Here is a 21,730-nt window from a genome sequence, read left to right as displayed (position 1 = left end):
ATTAATATTAGCTAGTTTTGAGAGAACGAAGTTCTTTCATTACCAAAAGTGTGGTGGCGATAGCCAGAAGGATACACCTGTTCCCATGCCGAACACAGTCGTTAAGCTTCTGCACGCCAAGAGTAGTTGGGGGATCGCCCCCTGCGAGGGTAGGACGTTGCCACGCAATATTCCGGCATAGCTCAGTTGGTAGAGCACCTGACTGTTAATCAGGTTGTCGACGGTTCGAGCCCGCCTGCCGGAGTTATTATTTAATTGGAGAGTTGTCCGAGCTGGCCGAAGGAGCATCATTGGAAATGATGTAAACGGGTAAAAGCCTGTTTCAAGGGTTCGAATCCCTTACTCTCCGTAACCGAATAATAAGTTATGACCCGTTGGTCAAGTGGTTAAGACACCGCCCTTTCACGGCGGTAACATGGGTTCAAATCCCGTACGGGTCATTGGAGGATTAGCTCAGCTGGGAGAGCATCTGCCTTACAAGCAGGAGGTCACAGGTTCGATCCCTGTATCCTCCATTTCCATAGCAACATTGGTTCGTTGGTCTAGTTGGTTTAGGACGCCTGCCTGTCACGCAGGAGGTCACGAGTTCGAGTCTCGTACGAACCGTTGTTATGTATTTGAAAATTGAATACACAACACTTAGTATTATAACGTTAAGATGTATGGCTCGGTAGCTCAGTCGGTAGAGCAACGGATTGAAGCTCCGTGTGTCGGCAGTTCGATTCTGTCCCGCGCCATTCATGGAGGGGTAGCGAAGTCTGGCTAAACGCGGCGGACTGTAAATCCGCTCCTTCGGGTTCGGTGGTTCAAATCCACTCCCCTCCATCTTAGGGATATAGTTTAATGGTAGAACTACGGTCTCCAAAACCGTCGGTGTGGGTTCAACTCCTACTATCCCTGTTAATAATACTATGGCGGTAGTGGTGAAGTGGTTAACACATCGGTTTGTGGATCCGACACGCGTGGGTTCGATTCCCACCTACCGCCCTTTGATTGGGTTATAGCCAAGTGGTAAGGCAACAGACTTTGACTCTGTCATGCGCTGGTTCGAATCCAGCTAACCCAGTTGGGTTAGCCAAAGTTATGGCGGTATAGCCAAGTGGTAAGGCAGAGGTCTGCAAAACCTTCATCGTCGGTTCGAATCCGATTACCGCCTTTATCCATTTTTATTGGCCAATCAATTTAGTTTCATTTATTATTATGCCGGAGTGGCGGAATTGGCAGACGCGCTGGACTCAAAATCCAGTGATCGTTGAGATCGTGTGGGTTCGAACCCCACCTCCGGTATTAAGTAGCCACATAGAGTAGTTTGAAGGTAAAGGAACGTTGATATATCAGCGTTCCTTCTTTTTTATCTAAATTAATCCACATAGAGTCACATACGTTATCAAAAGTTGGTGGAACAAAGTGGAACATCGGTCTTTTTTATACATAAAAATGTGGAACAAATTTTGGAACACACTAGTTAGCAGTTTTGGTTAATTTATTCAAATACAAAATTGTCTTTTCGGACTCCTTACTTTGAAGTTCTTGGGTAATGTGTAGGTAAGTTTTGATAGTTGTATCTACATTCTTGTGACCTAAGCGTTTTGAAATGTAAGGAATAGCAATCTTATCGTATAAAAGTAGGGAAGCGTGGGTATGACGCAACCCATGGAACGTCAAATCTTGCTTGATACCAGCTCCTTGAAGTGCAACCCGTAGTTCTTTGTTGATAGTGTTATAGTCTGGAACGGTGAATGCTTTGGTCATAAAGACGAGATTCTTTTTGTTTTGCTGATGTTTCAATTTCAACTGAGTGTTCTGGAGAAATTTAACATGAGCTAAAACACTGATGAGATCTGGAATGATTTCAATGACCCGTGTTGATGAAGGATTTTTAGTTGGTCCGAACTTAAACTGTTTAAAATTCCAGGATTTATTAATATCAAGAGTTAAATTTTCTTTATCAATACAATCCCAAGTTAATCCCGCAACTTCAGATGCACGCATACCTGTCACTAAGCCGGTGTAACACATACCAAATACAACTGAGTCGTTAAGATGTGTCTTGAGATAGGATATAAGCCTTTTTGCGTCAATTTCATTGAGATATTTAATTTCCCTGGTGTGTTTTTTATCATAAACGACTTTTGTGTTCATAGTAAAGTCTCGGTTGATTACGCCGTCATTTACGGCATTCTCCACAGCAGCCCTGATATGTGTATTGACTTTTTCAACTGTTGCTTTAGCGTGAGCAGGGTGCTTCTTAGTATCGTCTCCTTGGCCATATACATTCAGAAAGTTTTGGTAGGCACTTCTGGTGACATCATTAAGTCTCGTTTCACCAAAAAATTCAGTAATTACGTTAATCGTATAGATATACTTAGTTTTAGTGTTTTCAGAAAGACTAGGCTCTCGGTAAGTTTGATACCAATCAATGAAGTAATTTACAAAACCAACATTTTTATCCTCTAGTTGACCACCATGACCATATTCATACTCTAAACTAGTCCCATACTCTTGAGCCATCTTTTTTGTTTTGAAACCGGACTTGGAAATTGATTTACGTTTTCCAGTTTTGTCTTTATAACTTACTCGGACCTGCCAAGTATTATGGAATTTTCGAACACTCGCCATTTATTTCATCTCCCGTACACACGTTCGTTTCTTGTGTTAAATAAAAGTCCAAATAAATGGGCATTTATTAATGAATTCCAAATCTAAACCAAGAGTGATTATTTGCTCCCTTAGCGACAACGTAGGAATAGTGGTGGTTACCCTTAAAACGTCCAGACTCAAGAGTCCAAGAATAATTGTTTCCCCAATGGCCCAAACGATAGTGGTATCCCTTTTTAGCAACATAAGCACCAACTGAATAGCTTTTGTAGTTGGGTGTGACGATTCGCATCTTGTGAACCCTAACATTATGTTTCAAAGTAACCCATGGCAATCGATTCCAGAATGGATTGCCAGAATTATAGATGCTCATTGCATTAACCGGTTGAGCACCAATTAGGCTAACTGATGTACCAAGTGACAGTGCTGTAATCCCCAACAGCAGTGACTTCTTAAGTTTCATATTTTCCTCCGTACTAAAAGAATGCTGTCATCATTTCCCAGATACCAAACAAGAAAATTGCGCTAAAGAAAATGACTAACGGTAACATACAACCGATGCAGCCAATAGACTGGATGATTGCGCCGATTTGATAAAGTTTATTTTCTGGTTGCTGATTGTTATTCATCGTGGTTAACCACTTTATCTGCCATTAACAGAACACACGGCTCAGTATAGTAACTAGAAATACTTCCTGAGCTAAGCTTCATTGGTACAACTCGTACCAAGTTACTAATAATTTCATTAATTTGGTGTCCAAATCCGGCCGTTTGTATTAAAAAAAGGCGACAGATTTTAAACAATCTAGCACGTACTTATTTAGTCGTTAACTGTCTCTTTAACGCCAAACAATGTTGTTTAAACTGCTCCACAAGTTCGGTGGACAGTCGCTTCTCAAATGGTTTTAGCCGTTGTTGCCATCTGGTAATCCAAACTAATTTTTCTTGATCGTTTTTAACGAAGCCTAATTTGTAGTCCAGTGCTTCACAATAGTTATTGATAAATTTTTGATCAAAATCAGGTGACTTGATCGTTTGGACAATCTTATCAATATCATCCGTTGTAACGATGACTTGAGCTTGGGTGTGAAGGTCGACAAAAGAAAGCACATTGCCAACGTATCCTAAAGCATGTCTGAGCATACCAAGTCGTGGCACGACAAAATCCTTTCGATCAAAATAAGTTCGGCAATTATGGGTAAACATTAGAAGATACAAAGATTCTTCGTACTGAATCCAATAAATAGGGATATTTTGAGTGGCAAATTTAGCATCGCTGAGAAAATCTGAATGGTCAGTATGAGTTACATTACTTTTTAATTTTGAATTGTCAAATAATCGCTTGAATAGTCCCAAATAAAGATCTCCACTCATAATTAATTGGCAAGCTGACTGGGTAGGGCAGCTTGCCAATTACGTTAATGATAAAAATGTACTTATCGCATCATCCCACACCCACGTTCAATTCGGGGTTGCTGCTGATAATGTTGCGTCTGATTGCAATAATGACTGACGCCAATTGCGCCAGTACACAAAGTCAACGCTGATGCACAAAGAACTAAAAATTTCATTTTGCTGGCCTCCCAATCATCTTATTTATGTTCATTTTAACACAAGCTAAACAAGACATCTTCATAAAAAAAGCCCTAGACGATAATCGTCTAAGGCAACAACTTTTAGTGAAGACCCAACACTAAACATTTAAAATTTTATTCAAGAAATCCTGTAACCTCGAATTCTTTGGATGTTCAAACACTTGCTCTGGAGTCCCTTGTTCTAATATTTGACCGTTATCGACGAAAACAACTCTGTCGGCAACTTCTTTAGCAAATCCCATCTCATGGGTCACAACTACCATTGTCATGCCTTTTTTAGCTAAATCTTTCATAACTGCCAGCACATCGCCAACCATTTCTGGGTCAAGCGCCGAAGTTGGCTCATCAAATAACATAATGTCGGGATCCATTGCTAGTGCTCTGGCAATCGCAACTCGTTGCTGCTGGCCGCCTGATAGGGATTGAACGGTTGCATCGAATTTTTCTTCCAGGCCGACAGTTTTCAATAATTGTTTTGCTTGGTTAGCGGCTTGTTCCTTAGTTTCCTTCTTCAATTCAACTGGGGCCAACATAATATTTTCACCAACTGAAAGGTTACTAAATAAGTTGAAATGTTGGAAGACCATTCCAATATTTTCCCGGACCGTATCGATGTCGACACCTTTGCTGGCAATATCAACATTATTAATGACAATTGATCCAGAAGTGGGCTCTTCCAAACGATTTAAGGCTCGTAATAGGGTACTTTTACCGGAACCAGATGGGCCGATGATGACAACCACTTCGTTTTGGTTAACGGTCAAATTAATTCCCTTCAACACTTCGTTGGTACCAAATGTTTTAACCAAATTTGTAACTTTTAATTTCTCGCTCATACTTTAGTTCTCCTTTGCACCCAATTTGACAGCCAGGTTAGCAATGTAATGATGATGAGATACATTGCAGCAACGATTGTCCAAACTTTGAAGCCTTCCAAGTTACGGGCAATAATGATTTTTCCGGTTTGGGTTAATTCCAATAGGCCAATGATTGACAAAATTGACGTATCTTTTAAGGTGATGATGAACTGATTAATAAATGACGGAATCATGATTCGAATACCTTGTGGCAAGATGACTTTGCGCATCGATTTGCCAAACGGCAACCCCAAGCTTCTGGCAGCTTCCATTTGCCCCGGGTCGACAGCTTCAATGCCACCTTTAACAAATGCGGCAATGTAGGCACCTTCGTTAAAGGTTAAAGTTACAACTCCGGCGACAAATGCCGGAATTTTTGTTCCAGTCAGGCTTGGAATCCCTGTATAGATAAAGAGTGCCAGCACTAGCAATGGCATTCCCCTAAATAGATAAATTAACACTGAGGAAACCCCATTACTAAATTTACTTGGGACAACGCCCAACAAGCCGACGATAATCCCAAAAATAGTTGCAAAAAAGATTGAGACAATTGTCAGCCACATGGTTTCCTTCAGGCCGGAAAGTAGTGCCCCTTGATTTTGCTTAATCAAGCCAATAAATGTCCGTGAGTCACTGTCATCTGCGGCCGCTGTCTTAGCAACCGAATCATTATCATTGGTGCCTAAATACTTAGCCTTAATGTTGTCATAAGTACCGCTAGCCTTTAAATCAGCCAAGCCACTGTTAAATGCGGCCAATAGTGCTTGGTTATGGCCACGTTTGACCGCAAAACCATATGGTGCACTTTCAGCTGGCTTGGTGATAATTTTTAACTTTGTTCCTTGCTTGATTGCATATTTCATCACTGGATGGTCTTCAAAACACGCAACTGAATTGCCGGTCGTAACGTCTTGGTACATGTTATTTGAGTCATCAAAAGTCACGGTGTGGAACCCATACTTTTTCTTGATGCTATTGGCATAGTCAGCTGCACTAGTCCCGGTTTTAATCGCAACGCGTTTGCCCTTAAGCTGAGAAAGGCTGGTAATCTTGCTATTCTTGGCAACTGCCATAACAACTCCCGACATGAAGTAAGGCTTTGAGAAGTCAAACTTTGCCTTTCTAGCGTTAGTGATTGACATCCCGGAGATAACGCCATCAATTTGGCCGGATTCCAGAGATTGGACGGCGGCATTAAAGCCAACCGGTTTGATTTTCACTTTGAATCCTTGTTCGTTAGCAATTGCGCGAATTAAATCCATATCAATGCCAACGTATTTGTTATGCTTGTTGGCAAATTCGAAGGGTGGAAACGTGACATCCGTACCAATCGTAAACGTTTTTCCCTTTACTTGCGGGTTCGTTTTATTTCCTAAGTATTTGCCAACAATCTGATCATAGGTACCATTAGCTTGAATCTTTTTGAGTCCGCGGTTGAATTTTAACCGCAGTGTCTTATTTTGGCCCTTCTTAACTGCGAAACCATACCAACCAGTATTAGCAGGGGAGGTGACGATCTTTAATTTTAGGCCTTGCTTAATACCGTACTGCATCACTGGCTGATCTTCAAAACACGCAACCGAATTGCCGGTCGTAACGTCTTCATACATATTATTAGAGTCATCAAAAGTGACCGTTTTAAAGCCATACTTTTTCTTAATGCTGTTGGCATAGTCAGCCGCTGCCGTACCAGTCTTTAGTGCGACGCGTTTGCCCTTCAATTGCTTAAAGCTCTTGATATGACTGTTTTTACCAACTGCCATCACGACACCGGTCTTGTAATAGGGCGTTCCAAAGTCGAATTTGACTTTTCGGTCTGGCGTGATGGTCATACCGGCAATCACCCCGTCCAATTGCCCCGATTGAACGGATTGGACGGCCGCGTTAAAGCCAACCGGTTTGATATTAACTTTGAAGCCTTCTTCTTTGGCAATTGCGTTCATAATATCAATGTCAATACCAATGTATTTATTCTGTTTATTGGCGAATTCAAATGGCGGATAGGTGACGTCCGTGCCAATCTGATAAGTTTTTGCTTGGGCGGTAATCGTGGTTTGCGATAAACAGAAAAATAAGGTCATTAAAAAAGCGGCCCAACCAAAAATTTTGAAAACTTTGTGCTTCATGAATATCCTCCTCAGTAAGTGAGCGGAGCAAAGCGGTTAGAAGCTTGCACCTAAGTCCGCTTGACCGGAAATCCCGGTTTTTTGGATTTTTGGGCAAGCGGACTTAGGTGCAAGCTTCTGCTTTGCGCAGCTGTCCTAATAACAGTGAGCGGAGCCAGGCGTTTAGAAAGCGGAGTATAAGGGTCCTCGGACAGGAATTCCCGGGTTTGGAATTTCTGTCCGAGGTGCTTATACGGAGCTTTCTACCTGGCGTAGCTGTCCTAAAAATAAGTGAGCGGAGCCAGGCGTTTAGAAAGCGGAACGTAAGTCTCCTCTAACGGAAATTCCCGGTTCTGGAATTTTTGTTAGAGGTGCTTACGTGTAGCTTTCTGCCTGGCGTAGCTGTCCTAAAAGTGAGCAGAGCAAACCGCTTAGAATTTTAGATACAGCTTTCCGCTTTGCACTTCCTATGTAATAAAATATCACATACAATAATGTGACTATGATACCAGATATTTGGGCTCATGTACACTTGACAGTATTAGTTGCGGAGAGAAATACCGGTTACTATCAGTGGTTAGGTTGTTTTTTATTTTATAAAATGAGCAACAGATTAAAATGCTCTTGACATTTACCAATGATTTACTCATAATGTAAACCATTAACTTAAAGGATGAGTACTGAAAACAAATGGAGACAGAGAATCATCGTTTGCTGAGAGATGAGCCGGTTGTTTTTGGGAATATGGTCTTTTGAGAAATTGATTAAGTTGGTAAGCTTTTAACGTAAACCGGCTTCGGGATTGCCCGTTACAGCATTGAATGAGTGAGCACATGTTCTGTGCTTAACGAGGTGGTACCGCGGCTTTGTCGTCCTTTGTCAATTAAATTTGATGAAGGACTTTTTTTATTGTTGGGTAGTTGATTGTTTGATAGAGCAGTTGTGTAAAGTAACGGGTGGCGCGAAGTATCACCGGTCAAAATTTTCAAAGGGGCAACTTTTGGCTGACAATGCCTTTATGTGATGGCCGTAAATTGGCCCACTTGCTAATTGCGTTGCATCGCTGACTTATTTGGAGGAAAGATTATGAGAAGAAATACAAAGTGGTTAATTGGTTTAGGCGTCATTGTTGTATTATTTGCTGGCATCTTTGGTATTAGTAAATTTTCGTCCGGCGGTTCTGCCAGCAGCAAAGTTAAGACGGTAACGATTGGGGTGGCCCCTGGACCTTATGGTGAAATGGCAACGGACGTAATAGGGCCATTATTAAAAGATAAGGGCTTTCAAGTCAAAATCAAAGAATTTAACGATTACGTTCAGCCCAATAAGGCACTGAATTCTGGAGAAATTGACGCCAACTTATTTCAGCACACCGCCTATTTAAAGACGTTTTCAAAGGCCAATCATTTGAAATTAGCTGCTATCGGGAAAACGCCAACTTTAGGGATGGGGATTTATTCTAAAAAAGTTAAATCACTTAATGACCTAAAAGCTGGCGATACGATTTCAATTGCCAACGATCCGTCTAACTTAGCGCGTTCACTGCTGTTACTGGCTGATAATCACTTGATTACCCTTAAAAAGGGCATTAACGTGGCAACAGCAAGTTTAGCAGATGTTGCTTCAAATCCTAAGCACTTGAAATTCAAGACACTGGATGCCGCGCAATTACCGCAATCTCAAAGTAACGTCACGGCGGCGTTGATTCCGGGTAATTTCTCTTGGAATGCGAAATTAAAGCCAAGTAGTGCCCTTGTATTGGAAAATCTTAAACCGGAATACCAAGAAGTTTTTGTTGTTCGAAGCAGTCAGAAAAATTCAAAGTTTGCTAAAGCAGTTAAGTCCGTTTTAAACAGCAGCAAATTTAAAAAGGCGATTGCTAATTCAAAATTTAAAGATTTTCAGAAACCAAACACCTGGAATTAGTGGGGTGATTGAATGAGTCAAATTGAAATTTCAAACGTTTCAGTTACTTTTGAGCAAAAGCACAAACAGATTGAAGCGGTCAAAAATGTGTCCCTTAAAATTGAAAAGGGAGAGATCTTTGGCATTGTCGGCCTTTCAGGCGCTGGTAAATCAACGCTGGTCCGCACGATTAACGGTCTACAGAAGCCAAGCCAAGGAACGGTTGTCGTTAATGGGGTCGACATTACTCAAGCAACCAAGAAGGCATTAGCAGCGGCACGCAAAAAGATCGGTTTTATTTTTCAAAACTTTAACTTGATTAATAACCGAACGATTGCCCAAAACATCGCTTTCGCGCTGACTGCTGGCGGTTTTCCTGAAAAAGCGCAACCAAAAAAGATCGATGCGCTTTTAGATATGGTCGGTTTAAAGGATCGGCAGGATAATTATCCAGCACAATTATCCGGCGGCCAAAAACAGCGAGTGGGAATTGCCAGGGCGCTTGCCAACGATCCGGATATTCTGCTTTGTGATGAAGCCACTAGTGCGTTGGACTTGGAAACAGCCCAAGAAATCATCGCAATTTTAAAAGACATCAATCAGCGTCTGCATATTACGATTGTCTTTATCACTCACCAGTTGGAAGTCGCCAAGGATTTATTTGACCGAGTTGCCGTGATGGAAGCTGGCCAAATTGTTGAACAAACGACGGCTTATCGGTTGTTTGCCGATCCTCAGTCCAGCATGGCTAAGCGATTGGTTAACCGATTTTTGGATGAGCAATTGCCAGATGAAGTACGCGAGAAGTTGCGTGGCGAACCCGGCGTGATTTTAACCTTGAAATATCAAGGTGATGATTCTCTTGATCCGGTAATCACTGAGATCTCTTCAAGTACCGGCGTTGCCATTAGTATTTTACAAGGTCGAATCGAATATATTCATTCCAATGCGATTGGGGTTTTAGCAGTTTTTATCACTGGTGAACCGAGTGCAATTTCCAAGGCAGTTCAATTATTTACTGAAAAGGTCGACATGGTAGAGGAGGTTGCCCGATGAATGAAACAATTCAAATTTTAAAAGCAAATTTAGGACAATCTTTGTGGGAAACCACTGAAATGGTGTTGATTTCTGGAATTATTGGCATTGTCTTTGGCACGTTAATCGGTTTGGCCCTTTACTACTATTCCAACCGCCTATTTTCACCTAAACCGGTGGTTAACGCTGTTGTGGGGTTTATTATCAACGCTATCCGTTCGTTTCCGTTCTTAATTTTGATGGTCGTCTTAATTCCGTTTGCCAAATTGGTTGCCGGCGACCCTTATACACCAATGGGCGGCACGGTATCCTTATCAGTTGCCGCAGTCCCATTCTTTGCCCGAATTGCCGAAAGTGCGTTTGCCGAAATTGATGAAGGAATTATTGAGGCAGCCCGTTCAACCGGCGCTAACTTTTGGTTGATTTTTCAAGAAGTGTTATTCCCAGAGGCCTTGCCGTCGTTGATTCGGGGGATTGTCTTGACAATTATTAGTTTGATTGGCTATTCGGCAATGGTTGGAACAATTGGCGCTGGTGGGATTGGGAATCTTGCCATTCAGTTTGGTTACAACCGCTATGATACCGGGGTCCTAATTAGTGTGATTGTGATTTTAGTCATTATTGTTCAAATCATTCAGTGGATTGGGGACTTTTTAGCTGTCCACTATACGCGTTCCTAAGCGGTGCAAAGCAGCTAGGAGGCCATACGTCAGCAAATATTTTGATTGATGACGTTTTGGTAGTTCAATGAAGTTGCTTAAAAACTAGAAAATTGGAGGAATTATTTTGAAGTTTGAAGAATCAAAAGTGTTGCAGCAGTTGCCTAAACAATTTTTTGCGAGTTTAGTCAAAAAGGTCAATGCTAAAATTGCAACGGGCGCCGATGTCATTAACTTAGGGCAGGGGAATCCAGATCAACCAACTCCCGAGTTTATTGTTAAATCAATGCAAGAAGAAACAGCGAAGCCTGAAAATCATAAGTACTCGCTGTTTCGAGGGGATCCGGAACTTAAAGAGGCTGCGGCTAATTTTTACCAACGTGAATATGGCGTTTCCTTGGACCCGGAAAAAGAAATTGCCATTTTAGGTGGTTCCAAGATTGGCTTGGTTGAATTGCCGTTTGCAATTTTAAACCCCGGCGACACAATCTTAATGCCAGATCCCGGCTATCCTGATTACTTTTCAGGCGTCGCGTTAGCCCAAGTTAAATTGGCGTTGATGCGGTTAAAAGAAGCGAATGACTTCATGCCGGATTATTCAGAGTTAGATAAAGCTGTAGTTGACCGCGCTAAATTAATGTATCTTAATTATCCCAATAATCCAACTGGGGCGACTGCTACGCCAGAATTCTTCAAACGAACCGTTGAGTTTGCTCGTGATTACCACATTGGCGTGGTTCACGATTTTGCATATGGCCCCATTGGTTTTGATGGTAAAAAGCCGGTAAGCTTCTTACAGACACCGGGAGCCAAAGACGTTGGTATCGAAACTTACACCTTCTCTAAACCGTTTAATATGGCTGGTTGGCGGATTGGGTTTGCCGCGGGGAATGCCGACATGATTGAAGCCATCAATTTGATTCAGGATCACTTGTTTGTCAGTGTTTTTCCGGCTATCCAAAAAGCGGCAATTACCGCATTGAACAGCGACCAACAAACGGTGCATGAGTTAGTGGCCCTTTATGAAAAGCGCCGGAACCAATTCTTTAAGGCTGCTCGATCGATTGGCTGGGAACCGTACCATTCTGGTGGTTCGTTTTACGCGTGGATGCCAGTGCCTAAAGGATATACCAGCGAATCGTTTGCTGACTTGCTTTTAGAGAAAGCAGCCGTGGCGGTTGCCCCAGGAAATGGTTTTGGCAAGGGCGGCGAAGGTTATGTCCGTGTTGGGTTGTTGATTGATGAGCCGAGATTCACGGAAGCTTGTCAACGAATTGCTAAGCTTAACTTATTTTAACTAAAAAAGCCAAGTAAATTGGATCGGCCACCTTTGATGGAGGGCGGTCCAACTTACTTGGCCTTTTTATGATGAATTAATAATCTAAAAATGACTATTTCACTGATAAAATCTTACCAATACCCCAATTGCTTGGCAAGTTTGGCGCGATCTAAATCCCGAGTGGTGATCGTGGCCATTTCGGTGCCGTCTAACCCACTTGCTGATTTTTGAATCGGTTTTTTCCATAGATACTTCGCAATCACATTACCATCGCTATTCGGTGCGTACATCAAATCTTCTTGGTAACCGGTGTGATCCAAGCCTAAAGTATGCCCAAGCTCGTGAGCGATTACCCCTGTCCAGTATTGATCCGTTGAAGTTTGTTCAGCTAATTTAGGATTCATATAGCCGATTGGATACTTGGGATCGTCGAAGTGAGTTTGGTCAACGTAGACTGCTTTGCCATTGTAGAGGCCATCCCAGCCCTCTTTAGTGCCGTTTCCAAATTGAACGGTTAGGGTATGGCTGCGCTTGCTCCCCAGTTTAAAAACGGTTGTTCCGAGGGCTTGATTCCATTTGGTCATCGCCGCTTCAGTGTAGGGCGTTAATTGATTAGCAGTAACATAAATCGTTGCTTGATGATCTTTAAACGTTGATTGAGGCGAAAAGTGCAGCAAATTATAGCCAAGGTCAAAGACGTTTTCGTGCGCTTGATAGTTAATCTGCTTGAGACCCAAAAGTGATTTGTCTGGATCCATATCGGCGGCTGCGTTAATCAATTTAATAAGGGACTTTTGAGACATCGCCGATTGCTGCTTGGCTATCGGCTTTAAGTACCCGCGCCAAATATAGCCACGGAGTTGTTTGTTTTGGCTGCTAACGTAATAATAAACAGCGTTTTTACCAGTCGCTTTTTTAACGAGAACCTGTTGGTAAGCGTAAAAAATTGTCTTGGGGTAATGCTTGGCATTGTGACTTGGCTTGGTTAATTTTGGCGTACTGTAAATGTATCCGGCAGTCGCATGATAAGCTTTGGGCGTTATTTTTTTCTTAGTCAGCACTTGGGCGGCCGGTTGAGCAGCCGTCGGAGTGGTTATTACAAGCGATATAACCATTGGCATTATTAAGAGGGCAGATAGTCCCCTGAATCTAGCGAGATAACGAGACATAAGAGACTCCTTTCAAGGTACGTGAATCATTAATAATATATCATAGTTAGCCTACCAAAGCGCCTAATAAGAACCGGTGATCCGTTCTAATTTCAGTGATTAGCTGCTGTGGCCGTGAATTTTATCAACGGTAACTTCCGCCGTGGGTTCTACCAGATGAGTGGTGTCTCGATAGTCGATTCGAAGATGGCTAATGGCTTTTAGGTCGCCTAAAACTTGTTGATATCGGGATTTATCATGAGCTAATGCCAACAATTCGTGGGAATGCAGCAAGTTAGTACCAATCTTTTGGCTATAAAGGAAAAAATAATAGCGATCGGCAAAATGATTATCGACGATTACTAGCCAATATAATGTGTTTGGTAATCGTGTAAAATAATGGCGGTAATTGTTAATAAGGGTTTTAGATTCAGTTAGCATCGTTAATGACCTCCCATTAGGCTTGGTGGCCGCCAAGCAGATTCGCTCGCTTAATTGCAGTGCCGCCCTTAGTTTTGGACGAGGCCCTAATTAAGGCTGCATAACCATATTTTTTTCGGATAGTGTCAATTGTCTTATCAAGATTCTCATGAGCCAAGGTTTTAGCGGGATCAACGAAAATACTAAATTGGGTTTGCCGCTTTCGAGAAAGCCGGTTGCACCGCACACCGACTGAACGGACCGCGCTGCCATCCCACTTTGACTTTAATAAATAGCGGACAGCCCGGGTGATATTTTGAGTAGTGTTAGTAGCCTCGATGTGCATTTGGGCTGAAAAATGGGTGCGGCCTTGTTGATCAGTAGTGGCCATCCCGATGAAGATGCCCACAACTTCGGCGACCACGTTGTTCTTGCGTAACCTAGAAGCAACTTGGTCGGCAGTTTCACTAAGGACAGTGAGCAACTCTGATAGCTCAGTGTAATCTCGCATGAGAATTTGAGAATTCCCATAGCCCTTATTTTCTGATCGGGGGAGATACTTCTTTTCAATCTCGGAATAATCAATTCCCCAAGCATGGTAGTAAAGTTGTTCGCCTAAGATCCCAAATTGCTTTTTGAGAAGTTGAACGTCTGCGTGAGCGAGTTCTTTGACGGTATAGATGCCCAGTCGATTTAATTTAGTAGCCGTATGGCTGCCAATCCCCCACATATCTTCTAATTTAGGAATTTGCCAGATGGTTTCGGCAACGTCATCATAGTGCCAATGAGCCCGCCAAGGTTCAGCCTTTTTAGCGGCATTGTCTAAAGCTAGTTTTGCCAAGAGGGGGTTGGGGCCGATGCCAATGGAAGTCACAATACCAGTTTTGTGAAATACCCGATCCTGGATTTTTTTAGCAATTTGCAAGTTTGTACCGAATAGTTGATGGCTATGGCTGACGTCGATAAAACTCTCGTCGATTGAATAGGGGTACCAATCTTTATCGTCAGTAAATTGGCGATAAATGAGGTTGATTTTGTAATTCAAAGCAACGTAATCAGCCATATGAGGTTCAACCATTTCAATATTCATTTGATCGTTAATTTCAAACCGCCGCGATCCTAACTTAACGCCGTAGTTCTGTTTGGTGTAGGGGCTGGCCGCTAAGATGAGGCCGCCAGAGGATTCTTCTCGACTCATCACTGCAATTTTAGCGGCGAGGGGATGGACGCCGCGCTTAATGGCTTCAGTGGATGCAAAAAAGGACTTACAGTCAATGCACATAATATCGTGGACGGGCAGTCGTTGCTTGTTATCAAGAGGAGTTGTCATCAAGATTACCTGCCAATATGATGGATTAATTAAATAATACGAACATTTGTTCGAAAAGTCAAGCTGGTAATCAGGCATTAGCGGCTATTAACGGGCTGTCAGCACACAAACTTTACTTACAGGAGATCTTAGGCATAGGATTTTAGTTTGGAATTGATGGGGTGATTTTTGAACTGGAATCGGGCTATTTGGTCGGACAGGCTAAATGATAGCAAGCTCAAAATTAACGGTTAAAAAAGGATCACCCGTTTTAACCTGGGGTGATCCTTTTGCTTGTCAAAGCATTTCTCGTCACGCTTTGACGATTTCATTTTTATCAATTATCAATCAATTCAATTTGTTCTAAGTAATGGTTAAATTTAAACTGTTTAATCACCAGTAACGTTTAGAAATACTGCGCCAAGGCCCTTATCAAAGGTCGCTTTCCAAGTTCCTTTAGTTAACTTTTCTGGAAGCAGGAAAGTGCCACTTGAAACCCGTTGGCCGGCAGTAAGAGGCATTCCTTGGGCCTCAAGCTTAGCAACTAGCCAATGCAATGAATTTAATGGGTTGCCAAGAACCTCTGATGAAGCGCCATCCTTTAGCTTTTTGCCATCATGGAACAATTCACATTTCACGTTAGCTAGGTCGTCTACTTGATCAAATAATAATTGGGTATCCATTTCCTGACCATAAACGACGAACCCGCCAACGGCTGCATCTGACATGACCATATACTTTGAAAGGCTTGGGAACCAGTCACTAAAGCGAGAATCGGGCACTTCAACGGCAGCAGCCACTTTGGTCTTTTTCATTAAATCTTCAAGGGAGTCTTTGCTGCTGAGATCTTCTTTTGCCGTGAACAGCATCTCCACTTCAGCTAACGGTTCCATTAATTCTGCACGGTGAAGTGTCACGGGTGATTGAACGAAGTGACTCTTGACCTGAGCGCCATAAAGCGGGGAGTCGGAATCGAACATATCTTGGGTTTGCTTACTGGTTAATGAAACTTTATAGCCGCCAACTTCTTCGTTTTTTAACGCCGTTAACTTCTTTTGCACTCGATAAGCAGCATTTTCATCGGTTACAACACCTTTGTAATCTGATTCCTTTAATGGTTCATGAGTTTGATAAGCATGAAATAAGTCATTTGCTAATTTAGTTTCTTTTTCAGTTAATGTCATAGTTGCTTGTTCTGTCATAAGCGTGACCTCCTAAAGTCAAGTGAGCGAAGCAAAGTGGTTAAGGATCGGAGCGTAAGTCTCCACTAACGGAAATTCCCGGTTCTGGAATTTTTGTTAGTGGTGCTTACGCGCAGATCCTTGCTTTGCGCAGCTGTCCTAAAAATAAGTGAGCGGAGTCAGGCGGTTAAGAATCGAAGGAGAAGTCTCCTTGGGCGGAAATTCCTGGTTTTGGAATTTTTGACCAAGGCGCTTATCCATAGCTTCCTGCCTGACGCAGCTGTCCTACAAAAACTTAAGTTTGTCCTCGCTTGTCGAAAAAACGTGAGGACAAATGCGTGACGTAAAATATGTGATAGGTGCTATGTTAAGTGTAACTATGTGATTAAAAACATCATTGATGCTATGTGCGGATACAACCTTTTTTAAGTAACTAATCTGACCCGGATTCTTATTATCGGGCCTAATCTCCGATTCCATTTGTCCTCACCACCTTATGTTATTCGTTAATTTCATCAAATCCAAAAAGAAAACGCGTCCTTTAACTCTCCCCAATTGGGATAGTTAAAAGGACGCGTTTGCGCGGTACCACCTTCATTTGCCATACTATTACTAGCATGACCTCACACGTACAGTTTTCACGATACGCTGACACAATAATGGGTGTACCCAGCATGATCTACTTAAATCTTTGACCATACAGCTCAGAGACGATAATCAGTTAATATAACAAATTGCTTCGCACCAACCAGCAACTCTCTGATTGTTAATACTAAATGAAGTTTCTCTTCATCGCTTTTTAATTTGAATTTAATGATTGTCATTAATCTACACCTGGTTATTTTGATTGTCAACACCAAATGGCAAAAAAATTATTTTTTGACTGGATTTTCACGGATGACTCGAGCGGGATTACCAGCAATGATTAAGTTATCGCCAAAGGATTTAGTGACTGTAGAATTGGCACCAACAATGACATTGTTACCAAGCGTGACCCCTGGTAAAATAACGGAATTGCCGCCAATCCAGACATCGTCGCCAATAGTCACTGGTTTTCCCATTCCCACAAATTTAGCCCGTTCAGCTGGGTCTAATGGATGATAAGCTGAATAAATTTGCACCCGTGGCGCTAACATGCAGTGGTTGCCAATTGTCACTGGTGCGATGTCTAGAATGACGTTATCGTAGTTGCAGATAAAATGATCACCGACATGGATATTATAGCCAAAGTCACAACGAAAATTAGGTTGAACCCACGGGCTTTTACCAACTGAACCGAACAACTTACGAATCAGTTGTTCTTTTTCAGCACTGGCCGTGTCATCTAACTCGTTCATCATTTTGCAGAGTCGTCGGGCCTTTGTCTCATCAGCCGTTAGTTCTGGGTCCATCACCAGGTAAGGTTCACCCGCTAAAAATTTTTCTTTCTCAGTTGCCATAAAGGTACCACCTTTTTACTAAATTAATAAAATTATATCATTTTTATTAGCATGAATCTCAAGGCAATTAATTCATCAGGTTAAATTTAAAAACAAATTGATGGTTAAGATAGTTTCGAGTATGATAAATAAAAGCGTTAGAAAATGATGAGGATTGGCTAAATATCAAAATAATAATTATTGTAGGTGTCATTTAACCAGCGATGGGTTAGATGACACAGGCAAATTTTGGTCAATCACTTTTTCTCGTTGTCACTTCACGCTTTAAATTAAGTGACATAAAACCTATTTTGGGTGAAAGGAAAGATAGCGATGAAAGCGGTTATTACAGTTATTGGTCATGATCAAGTTGGAATTGTTGCGACAGTTTCTCAACAATTGGCTGAATTACAAGTGAACATTACGGATATTTCGCAGACCTTAATGCACGGGGAGTTTACGATGATGTTGATGGGCGAGTGGGATGAAAACAACGTTAAATTTAATGTCGTTCAACAATCTCTGACAGCTCTGGGTCAAAGAGTTGGTTTGGATATTCATATTCAACGCCAAGAATTGTTTGACGCCATTCAAAAATTATAGGAGACATCAAGATGGAAACCAAACAGATTCTAGAGACGATCCAGATGATTTCAGAAGAAAAGCTGGACATCAGAACCATTACAATGGGAATTTCGCTGTTTGACTGCATTGATAGTGATGGTAGTAAAGCACGGCAAAAGATTTATGACAAATTAACAACTAGCGCAAAGGATCTAGTAAAAGTTGCTAACCAAATTGAAGCAGAATATGGGGTCCCCATTGTTAATAAACGGATTTCGGTGACGCCTATTTCGATGGTTGCCGCAGCTTGTCATGACGATAATTACGTTGCTTACGCGCAAACAATGGAAAAAGCGGCTGAAACACTCGGAGTAGACCTAATTGGCGGCTTTTCAGCACTTGTTCAAAAGGGCGAACAGAGTGGTGATCAAAAGTTAATTGATTCAATTCCACAGGCGTTGAGTGAAACCAAACGGGTTTGTGGTTCGGTTAACGTTGGCTCAACCCGGGCAGGGATTAATATGGATGCCGTTAAGCAAATGGGTCGAGTCATCAAAGAGCTGGCAGCAATCGATCCAGTGAGTTGCATGAGCTTGGTGGTGTTTGCAAACGCGGTCGAAGATAATCCATTTATGGCAGGTGCCTTTCACGGCGTCGGTGAGGCTGATAAAGTGATTAATGTCGGGATTAGCGGACCCGGAGTTGTTAAACGAGCATTGGAAAAAGTGAGTGGGGCGCCCATTGATAAAGTGTCTGAAACGATTAAAAAGACTGCCTTTAAGGTAACTAGAATGGGGCAATTTGTTGGGAATGTCGCGGCTAAAGCCTTAAACGTACCATTTGGAATTGTTGATTTGTCACTGGCCCCAACGCCAAATCAGGGAGATTCAGTTGCCGAGATTCTTGAAGAAATTGGTTTGCAAAGCGTTGGGGCACCTGGAACGACTGCTGCATTGGCCCTCTTAAATGACGCGGTTAAAAAGGGTGGCGTGATGGCATGTGAACATGTTGGCGGCTTATCCGGTGCCTTTATTCCAGTATCTGAGGACAGTGGGATGATCAAAGCCGTAGAGTATGGTAATCTGAACTTGGAAAAGCTTGAAGCCATGACCGCAGTTTGTTCTGTTGGTTTAGACATGATTGCAATTCCAGGTGATACGCCAGCTGAAACAATTAGTGGGATGATTGCTGACGAAGCGGCTATCGGGGTTATTAATAATAAAACAACTGCTGTCAGAGTGATCCCGGCGGCGGGCAAACAGGTTGGCGACCAAATTGACTTCGGTGGTATTTTTGGGTATGCGCCAGTGATGCCAGTCAACCCCAATAGTCCAGCTAAATTTGTGAATCGAGGCGGCCGAATCCCGGCACCAATTCATTCGTTTAAAAATTAAAAATAATCATATTTGAGTTCATCATTTAAGCCAATCGCGCAATTAACCCTATTGGGGATGATTGCGCGATTGGCTTATAATGATGATAATCAGTTTCTTCAGCATAACCCGATCAGCTAGCCGTAAGTTTGTTAGGATAAAGTGATTATAATAACCGCTAGAGCTGATCTTTTTTGACAATGATACAGGGAACGCCATCTTCTAGAAAAACATCGGAAATTGGTCGATACCCCATTTTTTCATAAAAGCCTTGGGCGGTTAACTCACTATGAATAATTGATTGAGTCAAGCCGGCTTCTTTGGCCCGATTTTCCATTGCGGTGATAACTTGTCTACCATAGCCATGGCCGCGATACGCCTTCAGGGTTGCCACCCGACCAATTTTAAGCGTGGTGGCGTCCAATTGTTCAAAGCGACAAGTTGCGATCGGTTGGCTTTCTTTAAACAAAACAGCGTAAATCATATCATCTGAATCCTTATCATCAAACTCGTCAGTAAGTGCAATGCCACGTTCTAAAACGAAGACTGATAGCCGAATATAGGCTGCAGCGGCTCGAATTGGTTTTGTGCTGTTAACAATTAACGTCATAGAGATCACCTCAGTAGTTGTTTGATTTAAAACATATTATAATAATTACAAATAGATGCCTGAAATTCAAACAAGATAATGGTACCATAAGAAGGTACTCACAACAGTTATTAAATTAAAAAAGTTTGAAGATTTCGTTAAGTATTGTAACTTAGTGATAATTTAATAGTATGTCGTTGAGAAAATTCGTAGAATAGGTATGAAATAAACTTGCTTAGGGGGTAGGCAGCAGTGATATCACGCAAGGAAAAGTTTAAAAAGAAAAAAAGGCCACGCCTAAAGCGAATTCTGATTGGGATTGGGTTATTGATTTTTGGTGGGTTTGTCGGTTCTCATCTTTATTTTCAAAATCACTTTAAATTTACCAAGATTAATAACATCAGTGTTTCTGGGCTAACGGTGGCTCAAGCGACTAAAAAGTTAAACACGTCGCACATTGATGAGGATGGCAATTATTTGGTTGTCAAAGATTCCAGGATTAAAGTTAATTCAAAGGATGTCAAGCAGTTATTTGAAGATCGCAGTTCGATGAGTACGGTTGCGGTTAAGAACTTGAGTGCTAAACCAGATATTTCCAATAAACAATTAGCCTATCGAATGACGGTCTTATTGCCTAAGTTTAAGCAACGAATTGACCAGATTAATCGTTCAAGAGAAAAAACGGTTAATTCCAAGGTTCTCCTTAAGGATGGCAAAATCGTCGTTAAAGCGGGCAAGGCTGGCAATACGCTGGATAAAGCAAAGATGGTTAAAGCGTTTAAACAACAGGCCAAGAGTCACTTATTAATTTCTGTTAAGATGGTAAAAGACGCTTATGCTTCACCAAATAGCAGTGAAGTTGCGAACCAAAAGAAACATTTGCAGGCCACTTTGCAAAATGTGGTTACTTTGAAAACGTATCATCAATCATACCAATTTAAGGTCAAAAACTGGGTTGCCAATGGTTATCCAACCGCTAATGGTGATTACCAATTTGATTCAACAAAGCTAAAGGCATGGATTGCAAAGTTCGCTAACAAAGTTGATACGTTTGGCAAACCTGTCAAGATTACAACGCATCAGGGTAGAAAAGTAAAAGTTCCTGGTGGCACGTACGGCTGGCGAGTTAATCAAACAGCTCTCAAGCAGAACTTACTAAAAAATATGGGCAAGAAGCATTCAGTTACAATGAATTTGAAACACTATGCCCTAGGAACCGGTTACGGTGTTAAGGGAGCCGGAAAAACTTACGTTGCGATTGATTTGAATCATTTGAAGGAATATATTTATTACAATGGTAAGTTAATCACAACGATTCCGGTAATGTCTGGTACGCTGACTGGTGGCAATAAGACGCCTCAAGGGGCATACTACATTATGTATAAGCAGCGAAATACCACGTTGAAAGGAAAGAACGATAATGGTTCGAAGTATGCGTCAAAGGTTAGCTATTGGGAACCGTTAACCAATTCAGGTGTCGGCATGCATGACTCACCATGGCAGCCTGCATCTGTATATGGTAATCCAAGTGCGAGAGCGCAATATCATTCTCATGGCTGTTTAAACAACCCACCATCGAGAATGCCAACGGTTTGGAAGTATACGCACACAAATGAACCGGTCTTCATTTATTATTAAACTTAACTAAAAGACGGGTTTCTTAGCCAATTCGAATGTGAAAACGGCTAAGAAACT

20 protein-coding genes, 12 tRNA genes, 1 rRNA gene and 1 other annotated feature are annotated in these 21,730 nt (G+C 41.9%); of the genes, 20 read left to right on the top strand and 13 right to left on the bottom strand.

The genetic code is table 11. The annotated features are described in order from the left end of the window. The first annotated feature begins 49 nt into the window (after positions 1 to 49). The 13 genes from rrf (at position 50) to YK48G_RS05735 (ending at position 1,287) form a co-directional block, all read left to right on the top strand. Positions 50 to 166: ribosomal RNA gene (gene rrf, locus YK48G_RS05795) — 5S ribosomal RNA — on the top strand. Between the two features lie 5 nt (positions 167 to 171). Then, positions 172 to 244 (top strand) — tRNA-Asn (locus YK48G_RS05790). A gap of 13 nt (positions 245 to 257) precedes the next feature. After that, a tRNA-Ser gene (locus tag YK48G_RS05785) sits at positions 258 to 349 on the top strand. Positions 350 to 368: 19 nt separating this feature from the next. Further along, a tRNA-Glu gene (locus tag YK48G_RS05780) sits at positions 369 to 440 on the top strand. A 2-nt stretch (positions 441 to 442) separates the two neighbouring features. Beyond that, positions 443 to 515 (top strand) — tRNA-Val (locus YK48G_RS05775). A gap of 16 nt (positions 516 to 531) precedes the next feature. Beyond that, positions 532 to 606, top strand: a tRNA-Asp gene (locus tag YK48G_RS05770). Positions 607 to 664: 58 nt separating this feature from the next. Beyond that, a tRNA-Phe gene (locus tag YK48G_RS05765) sits at positions 665 to 737 on the top strand. A 5-nt stretch (positions 738 to 742) separates the two neighbouring features. Then, positions 743 to 825, top strand: a tRNA-Tyr gene (locus YK48G_RS05760). A 4-nt stretch (positions 826 to 829) separates the two neighbouring features. After that, positions 830 to 900, top strand: a tRNA-Trp gene (locus YK48G_RS05755). Between the two features lie 14 nt (positions 901 to 914). Continuing rightward, positions 915 to 987, top strand: a tRNA-His gene (locus YK48G_RS05750). A 7-nt stretch (positions 988 to 994) separates the two neighbouring features. Continuing rightward, a tRNA-Gln gene (locus YK48G_RS05745) sits at positions 995 to 1,066 on the top strand. 19 nt (positions 1,067 to 1,085) lie between these two features. Next, positions 1,086 to 1,156, top strand: a tRNA-Cys gene (locus YK48G_RS05740). 46 nt (positions 1,157 to 1,202) lie between these two features. Beyond that, positions 1,203 to 1,287 (top strand) — tRNA-Leu (locus YK48G_RS05735). A 174-nt stretch (positions 1,288 to 1,461) separates the two neighbouring features. Here YK48G_RS05735 and YK48G_RS05730 read toward each other — a convergent pair. From YK48G_RS05730 to YK48G_RS05705, 7 genes are all read right to left on the bottom strand, one after another. Beyond that, a complete protein-coding gene (locus tag YK48G_RS05730; protein WP_203629772.1) occupies positions 1,462 to 2,619 on the bottom strand; it encodes a site-specific integrase in 1,158 nt (385 codons plus the stop codon). Positions 2,620 to 2,686: 67 nt separating this feature from the next. Next, positions 2,687 to 3,061 carry a hypothetical protein gene (locus YK48G_RS05725; protein ID WP_203629771.1) on the bottom strand — a complete coding sequence of 125 codons (375 nt, stop codon included), beginning with the start codon at positions 3,059 to 3,061 and terminating at the stop codon, positions 2,687 to 2,689. 13 nt (positions 3,062 to 3,074) lie between these two features. Beyond that, entirely contained in the window at positions 3,075 to 3,227 is a 153-nt protein-coding gene (locus YK48G_RS05720; RefSeq protein WP_203629770.1) for a hypothetical protein, read from the bottom strand. A 187-nt stretch (positions 3,228 to 3,414) separates the two neighbouring features. Next, positions 3,415 to 3,954, bottom strand: coding sequence for a hypothetical protein (locus YK48G_RS05715; protein WP_203629769.1), 540 nt, complete (start codon positions 3,952 to 3,954; stop codon positions 3,415 to 3,417). 80 nt (positions 3,955 to 4,034) lie between these two features. After that, positions 4,035 to 4,169 carry a hypothetical protein gene (locus YK48G_RS13600; RefSeq protein WP_284692017.1) on the bottom strand — a complete coding sequence of 45 codons (135 nt, stop codon included), beginning with the start codon at positions 4,167 to 4,169 and terminating at the stop codon, positions 4,035 to 4,037. A gap of 122 nt (positions 4,170 to 4,291) precedes the next feature. Beyond that, on the bottom strand, positions 4,292 to 5,029 hold the full coding sequence (locus YK48G_RS05710; RefSeq protein ID WP_203629768.1) for an amino acid ABC transporter ATP-binding protein: 738 nt from the start codon (positions 5,027 to 5,029) through the stop codon (positions 4,292 to 4,294). Further along, positions 5,026 to 7,176: an amino acid ABC transporter substrate-binding protein/permease gene (locus tag YK48G_RS05705; RefSeq protein WP_203629767.1), complete on the bottom strand. Its 2,151-nt coding sequence runs from the start codon at positions 7,174 to 7,176 to the stop codon at positions 5,026 to 5,028. The genes YK48G_RS05710 and YK48G_RS05705 overlap by 4 nt, the downstream gene beginning before the upstream one ends. A 1,065-nt stretch (positions 7,177 to 8,241) precedes the next feature. Between YK48G_RS05705 and YK48G_RS05700 the strand changes: the two genes are divergently transcribed. The 4 genes from YK48G_RS05700 (at position 8,242) to YK48G_RS05685 (ending at position 12,051) form a co-directional block, all read left to right on the top strand. Next, positions 8,242 to 9,081, top strand: coding sequence for a MetQ/NlpA family ABC transporter substrate-binding protein (locus YK48G_RS05700; RefSeq protein WP_203629766.1), 840 nt, complete (start codon positions 8,242 to 8,244; stop codon positions 9,079 to 9,081). Positions 9,082 to 9,093: 12 nt separating this feature from the next. Continuing rightward, on the top strand, positions 9,094 to 10,116 hold the full coding sequence (locus YK48G_RS05695) for a methionine ABC transporter ATP-binding protein (RefSeq protein WP_203629765.1): 1,023 nt from the start codon (positions 9,094 to 9,096) through the stop codon (positions 10,114 to 10,116). Then, positions 10,113 to 10,775 (top strand): methionine ABC transporter permease, encoded by a 663-nt coding sequence (locus YK48G_RS05690; protein ID WP_203629764.1) that lies wholly within the window; start codon positions 10,113 to 10,115, stop codon positions 10,773 to 10,775. The genes YK48G_RS05695 and YK48G_RS05690 overlap by 4 nt, the downstream gene beginning before the upstream one ends. 106 nt (positions 10,776 to 10,881) lie before the next feature. After that, positions 10,882 to 12,051 carry a pyridoxal phosphate-dependent aminotransferase gene (locus tag YK48G_RS05685; RefSeq protein WP_203629763.1) on the top strand — a complete coding sequence of 390 codons (1,170 nt, stop codon included), beginning with the start codon at positions 10,882 to 10,884 and terminating at the stop codon, positions 12,049 to 12,051. A gap of 113 nt (positions 12,052 to 12,164) precedes the next feature. Here the strand turns inward: YK48G_RS05685 and YK48G_RS05680 are convergent, their stop codons facing one another. The 5 genes from YK48G_RS05680 to YK48G_RS05660 form a co-directional block, all read right to left on the bottom strand. Further along, positions 12,165 to 13,202: a matrixin family metalloprotease gene (locus YK48G_RS05680; RefSeq protein WP_203629762.1), complete on the bottom strand. Its 1,038-nt coding sequence runs from the start codon at positions 13,200 to 13,202 to the stop codon at positions 12,165 to 12,167. A 99-nt stretch (positions 13,203 to 13,301) separates the two neighbouring features. Beyond that, positions 13,302 to 13,622: a hypothetical protein gene (locus YK48G_RS05675; RefSeq protein WP_203629761.1), complete on the bottom strand. Its 321-nt coding sequence runs from the start codon at positions 13,620 to 13,622 to the stop codon at positions 13,302 to 13,304. Between the two features lie 16 nt (positions 13,623 to 13,638). Further along, positions 13,639 to 14,931 carry a Y-family DNA polymerase gene (locus tag YK48G_RS05670; RefSeq protein ID WP_203629760.1) on the bottom strand — a complete coding sequence of 431 codons (1,293 nt, stop codon included), beginning with the start codon at positions 14,929 to 14,931 and terminating at the stop codon, positions 13,639 to 13,641. 368 nt (positions 14,932 to 15,299) lie between these two features. Beyond that, complete coding sequence (locus YK48G_RS05665; protein WP_203629759.1) at positions 15,300 to 16,112, bottom strand: 2-keto-4-pentenoate hydratase; 813 nt, start codon at positions 16,110 to 16,112, stop codon at positions 15,300 to 15,302. A gap of 544 nt (positions 16,113 to 16,656) precedes the next feature. Then, positions 16,657 to 16,893, bottom strand: a binding site (T-box leader). Positions 16,894 to 16,963: 70 nt separating this feature from the next. Further along, complete coding sequence (locus YK48G_RS05660; protein WP_203629758.1) at positions 16,964 to 17,530, bottom strand: sugar O-acetyltransferase; 567 nt, start codon at positions 17,528 to 17,530, stop codon at positions 16,964 to 16,966. Between the two features lie 312 nt (positions 17,531 to 17,842). Between YK48G_RS05660 and YK48G_RS05655 the strand changes: the two genes are divergently transcribed. Beyond that, positions 17,843 to 18,112, top strand: a complete 270-nt coding sequence (locus tag YK48G_RS05655) for an ACT domain-containing protein (RefSeq protein ID WP_203629757.1) — start codon at positions 17,843 to 17,845, stop codon at positions 18,110 to 18,112. Positions 18,113 to 18,123: 11 nt separating this feature from the next. Further along, positions 18,124 to 19,467 carry a PFL family protein gene (locus YK48G_RS05650; protein ID WP_203629756.1) on the top strand — a complete coding sequence of 448 codons (1,344 nt, stop codon included), beginning with the start codon at positions 18,124 to 18,126 and terminating at the stop codon, positions 19,465 to 19,467. A gap of 157 nt (positions 19,468 to 19,624) precedes the next feature. Here YK48G_RS05650 and YK48G_RS05645 read toward each other — a convergent pair whose 3' ends face one another. Beyond that, positions 19,625 to 20,056, bottom strand: coding sequence for a GNAT family N-acetyltransferase (locus tag YK48G_RS05645; RefSeq protein WP_203629755.1), 432 nt, complete (start codon positions 20,054 to 20,056; stop codon positions 19,625 to 19,627). Positions 20,057 to 20,287: 231 nt separating this feature from the next. Between YK48G_RS05645 and YK48G_RS05640 the strand changes: the two genes are divergently transcribed. After that, the gene (locus YK48G_RS05640) at positions 20,288 to 21,673 is read left to right on the top strand and encodes a L,D-transpeptidase family protein (RefSeq protein ID WP_232365293.1); all 1,386 of its coding nucleotides are present in this window, start codon (positions 20,288 to 20,290) and stop codon (positions 21,671 to 21,673) included. The last annotated feature ends 57 nt before the right edge of the window (positions 21,674 to 21,730 follow it).

It is taken from the genome of Lentilactobacillus fungorum (genome assembly GCF_016860605.1).
Taxonomy (GTDB): Bacteria; Bacillota; Bacilli; order Lactobacillales; family Lactobacillaceae; genus Lentilactobacillus; species Lentilactobacillus fungorum.
This window is presented reverse-complemented; position numbering and strand designations above follow the sequence as displayed.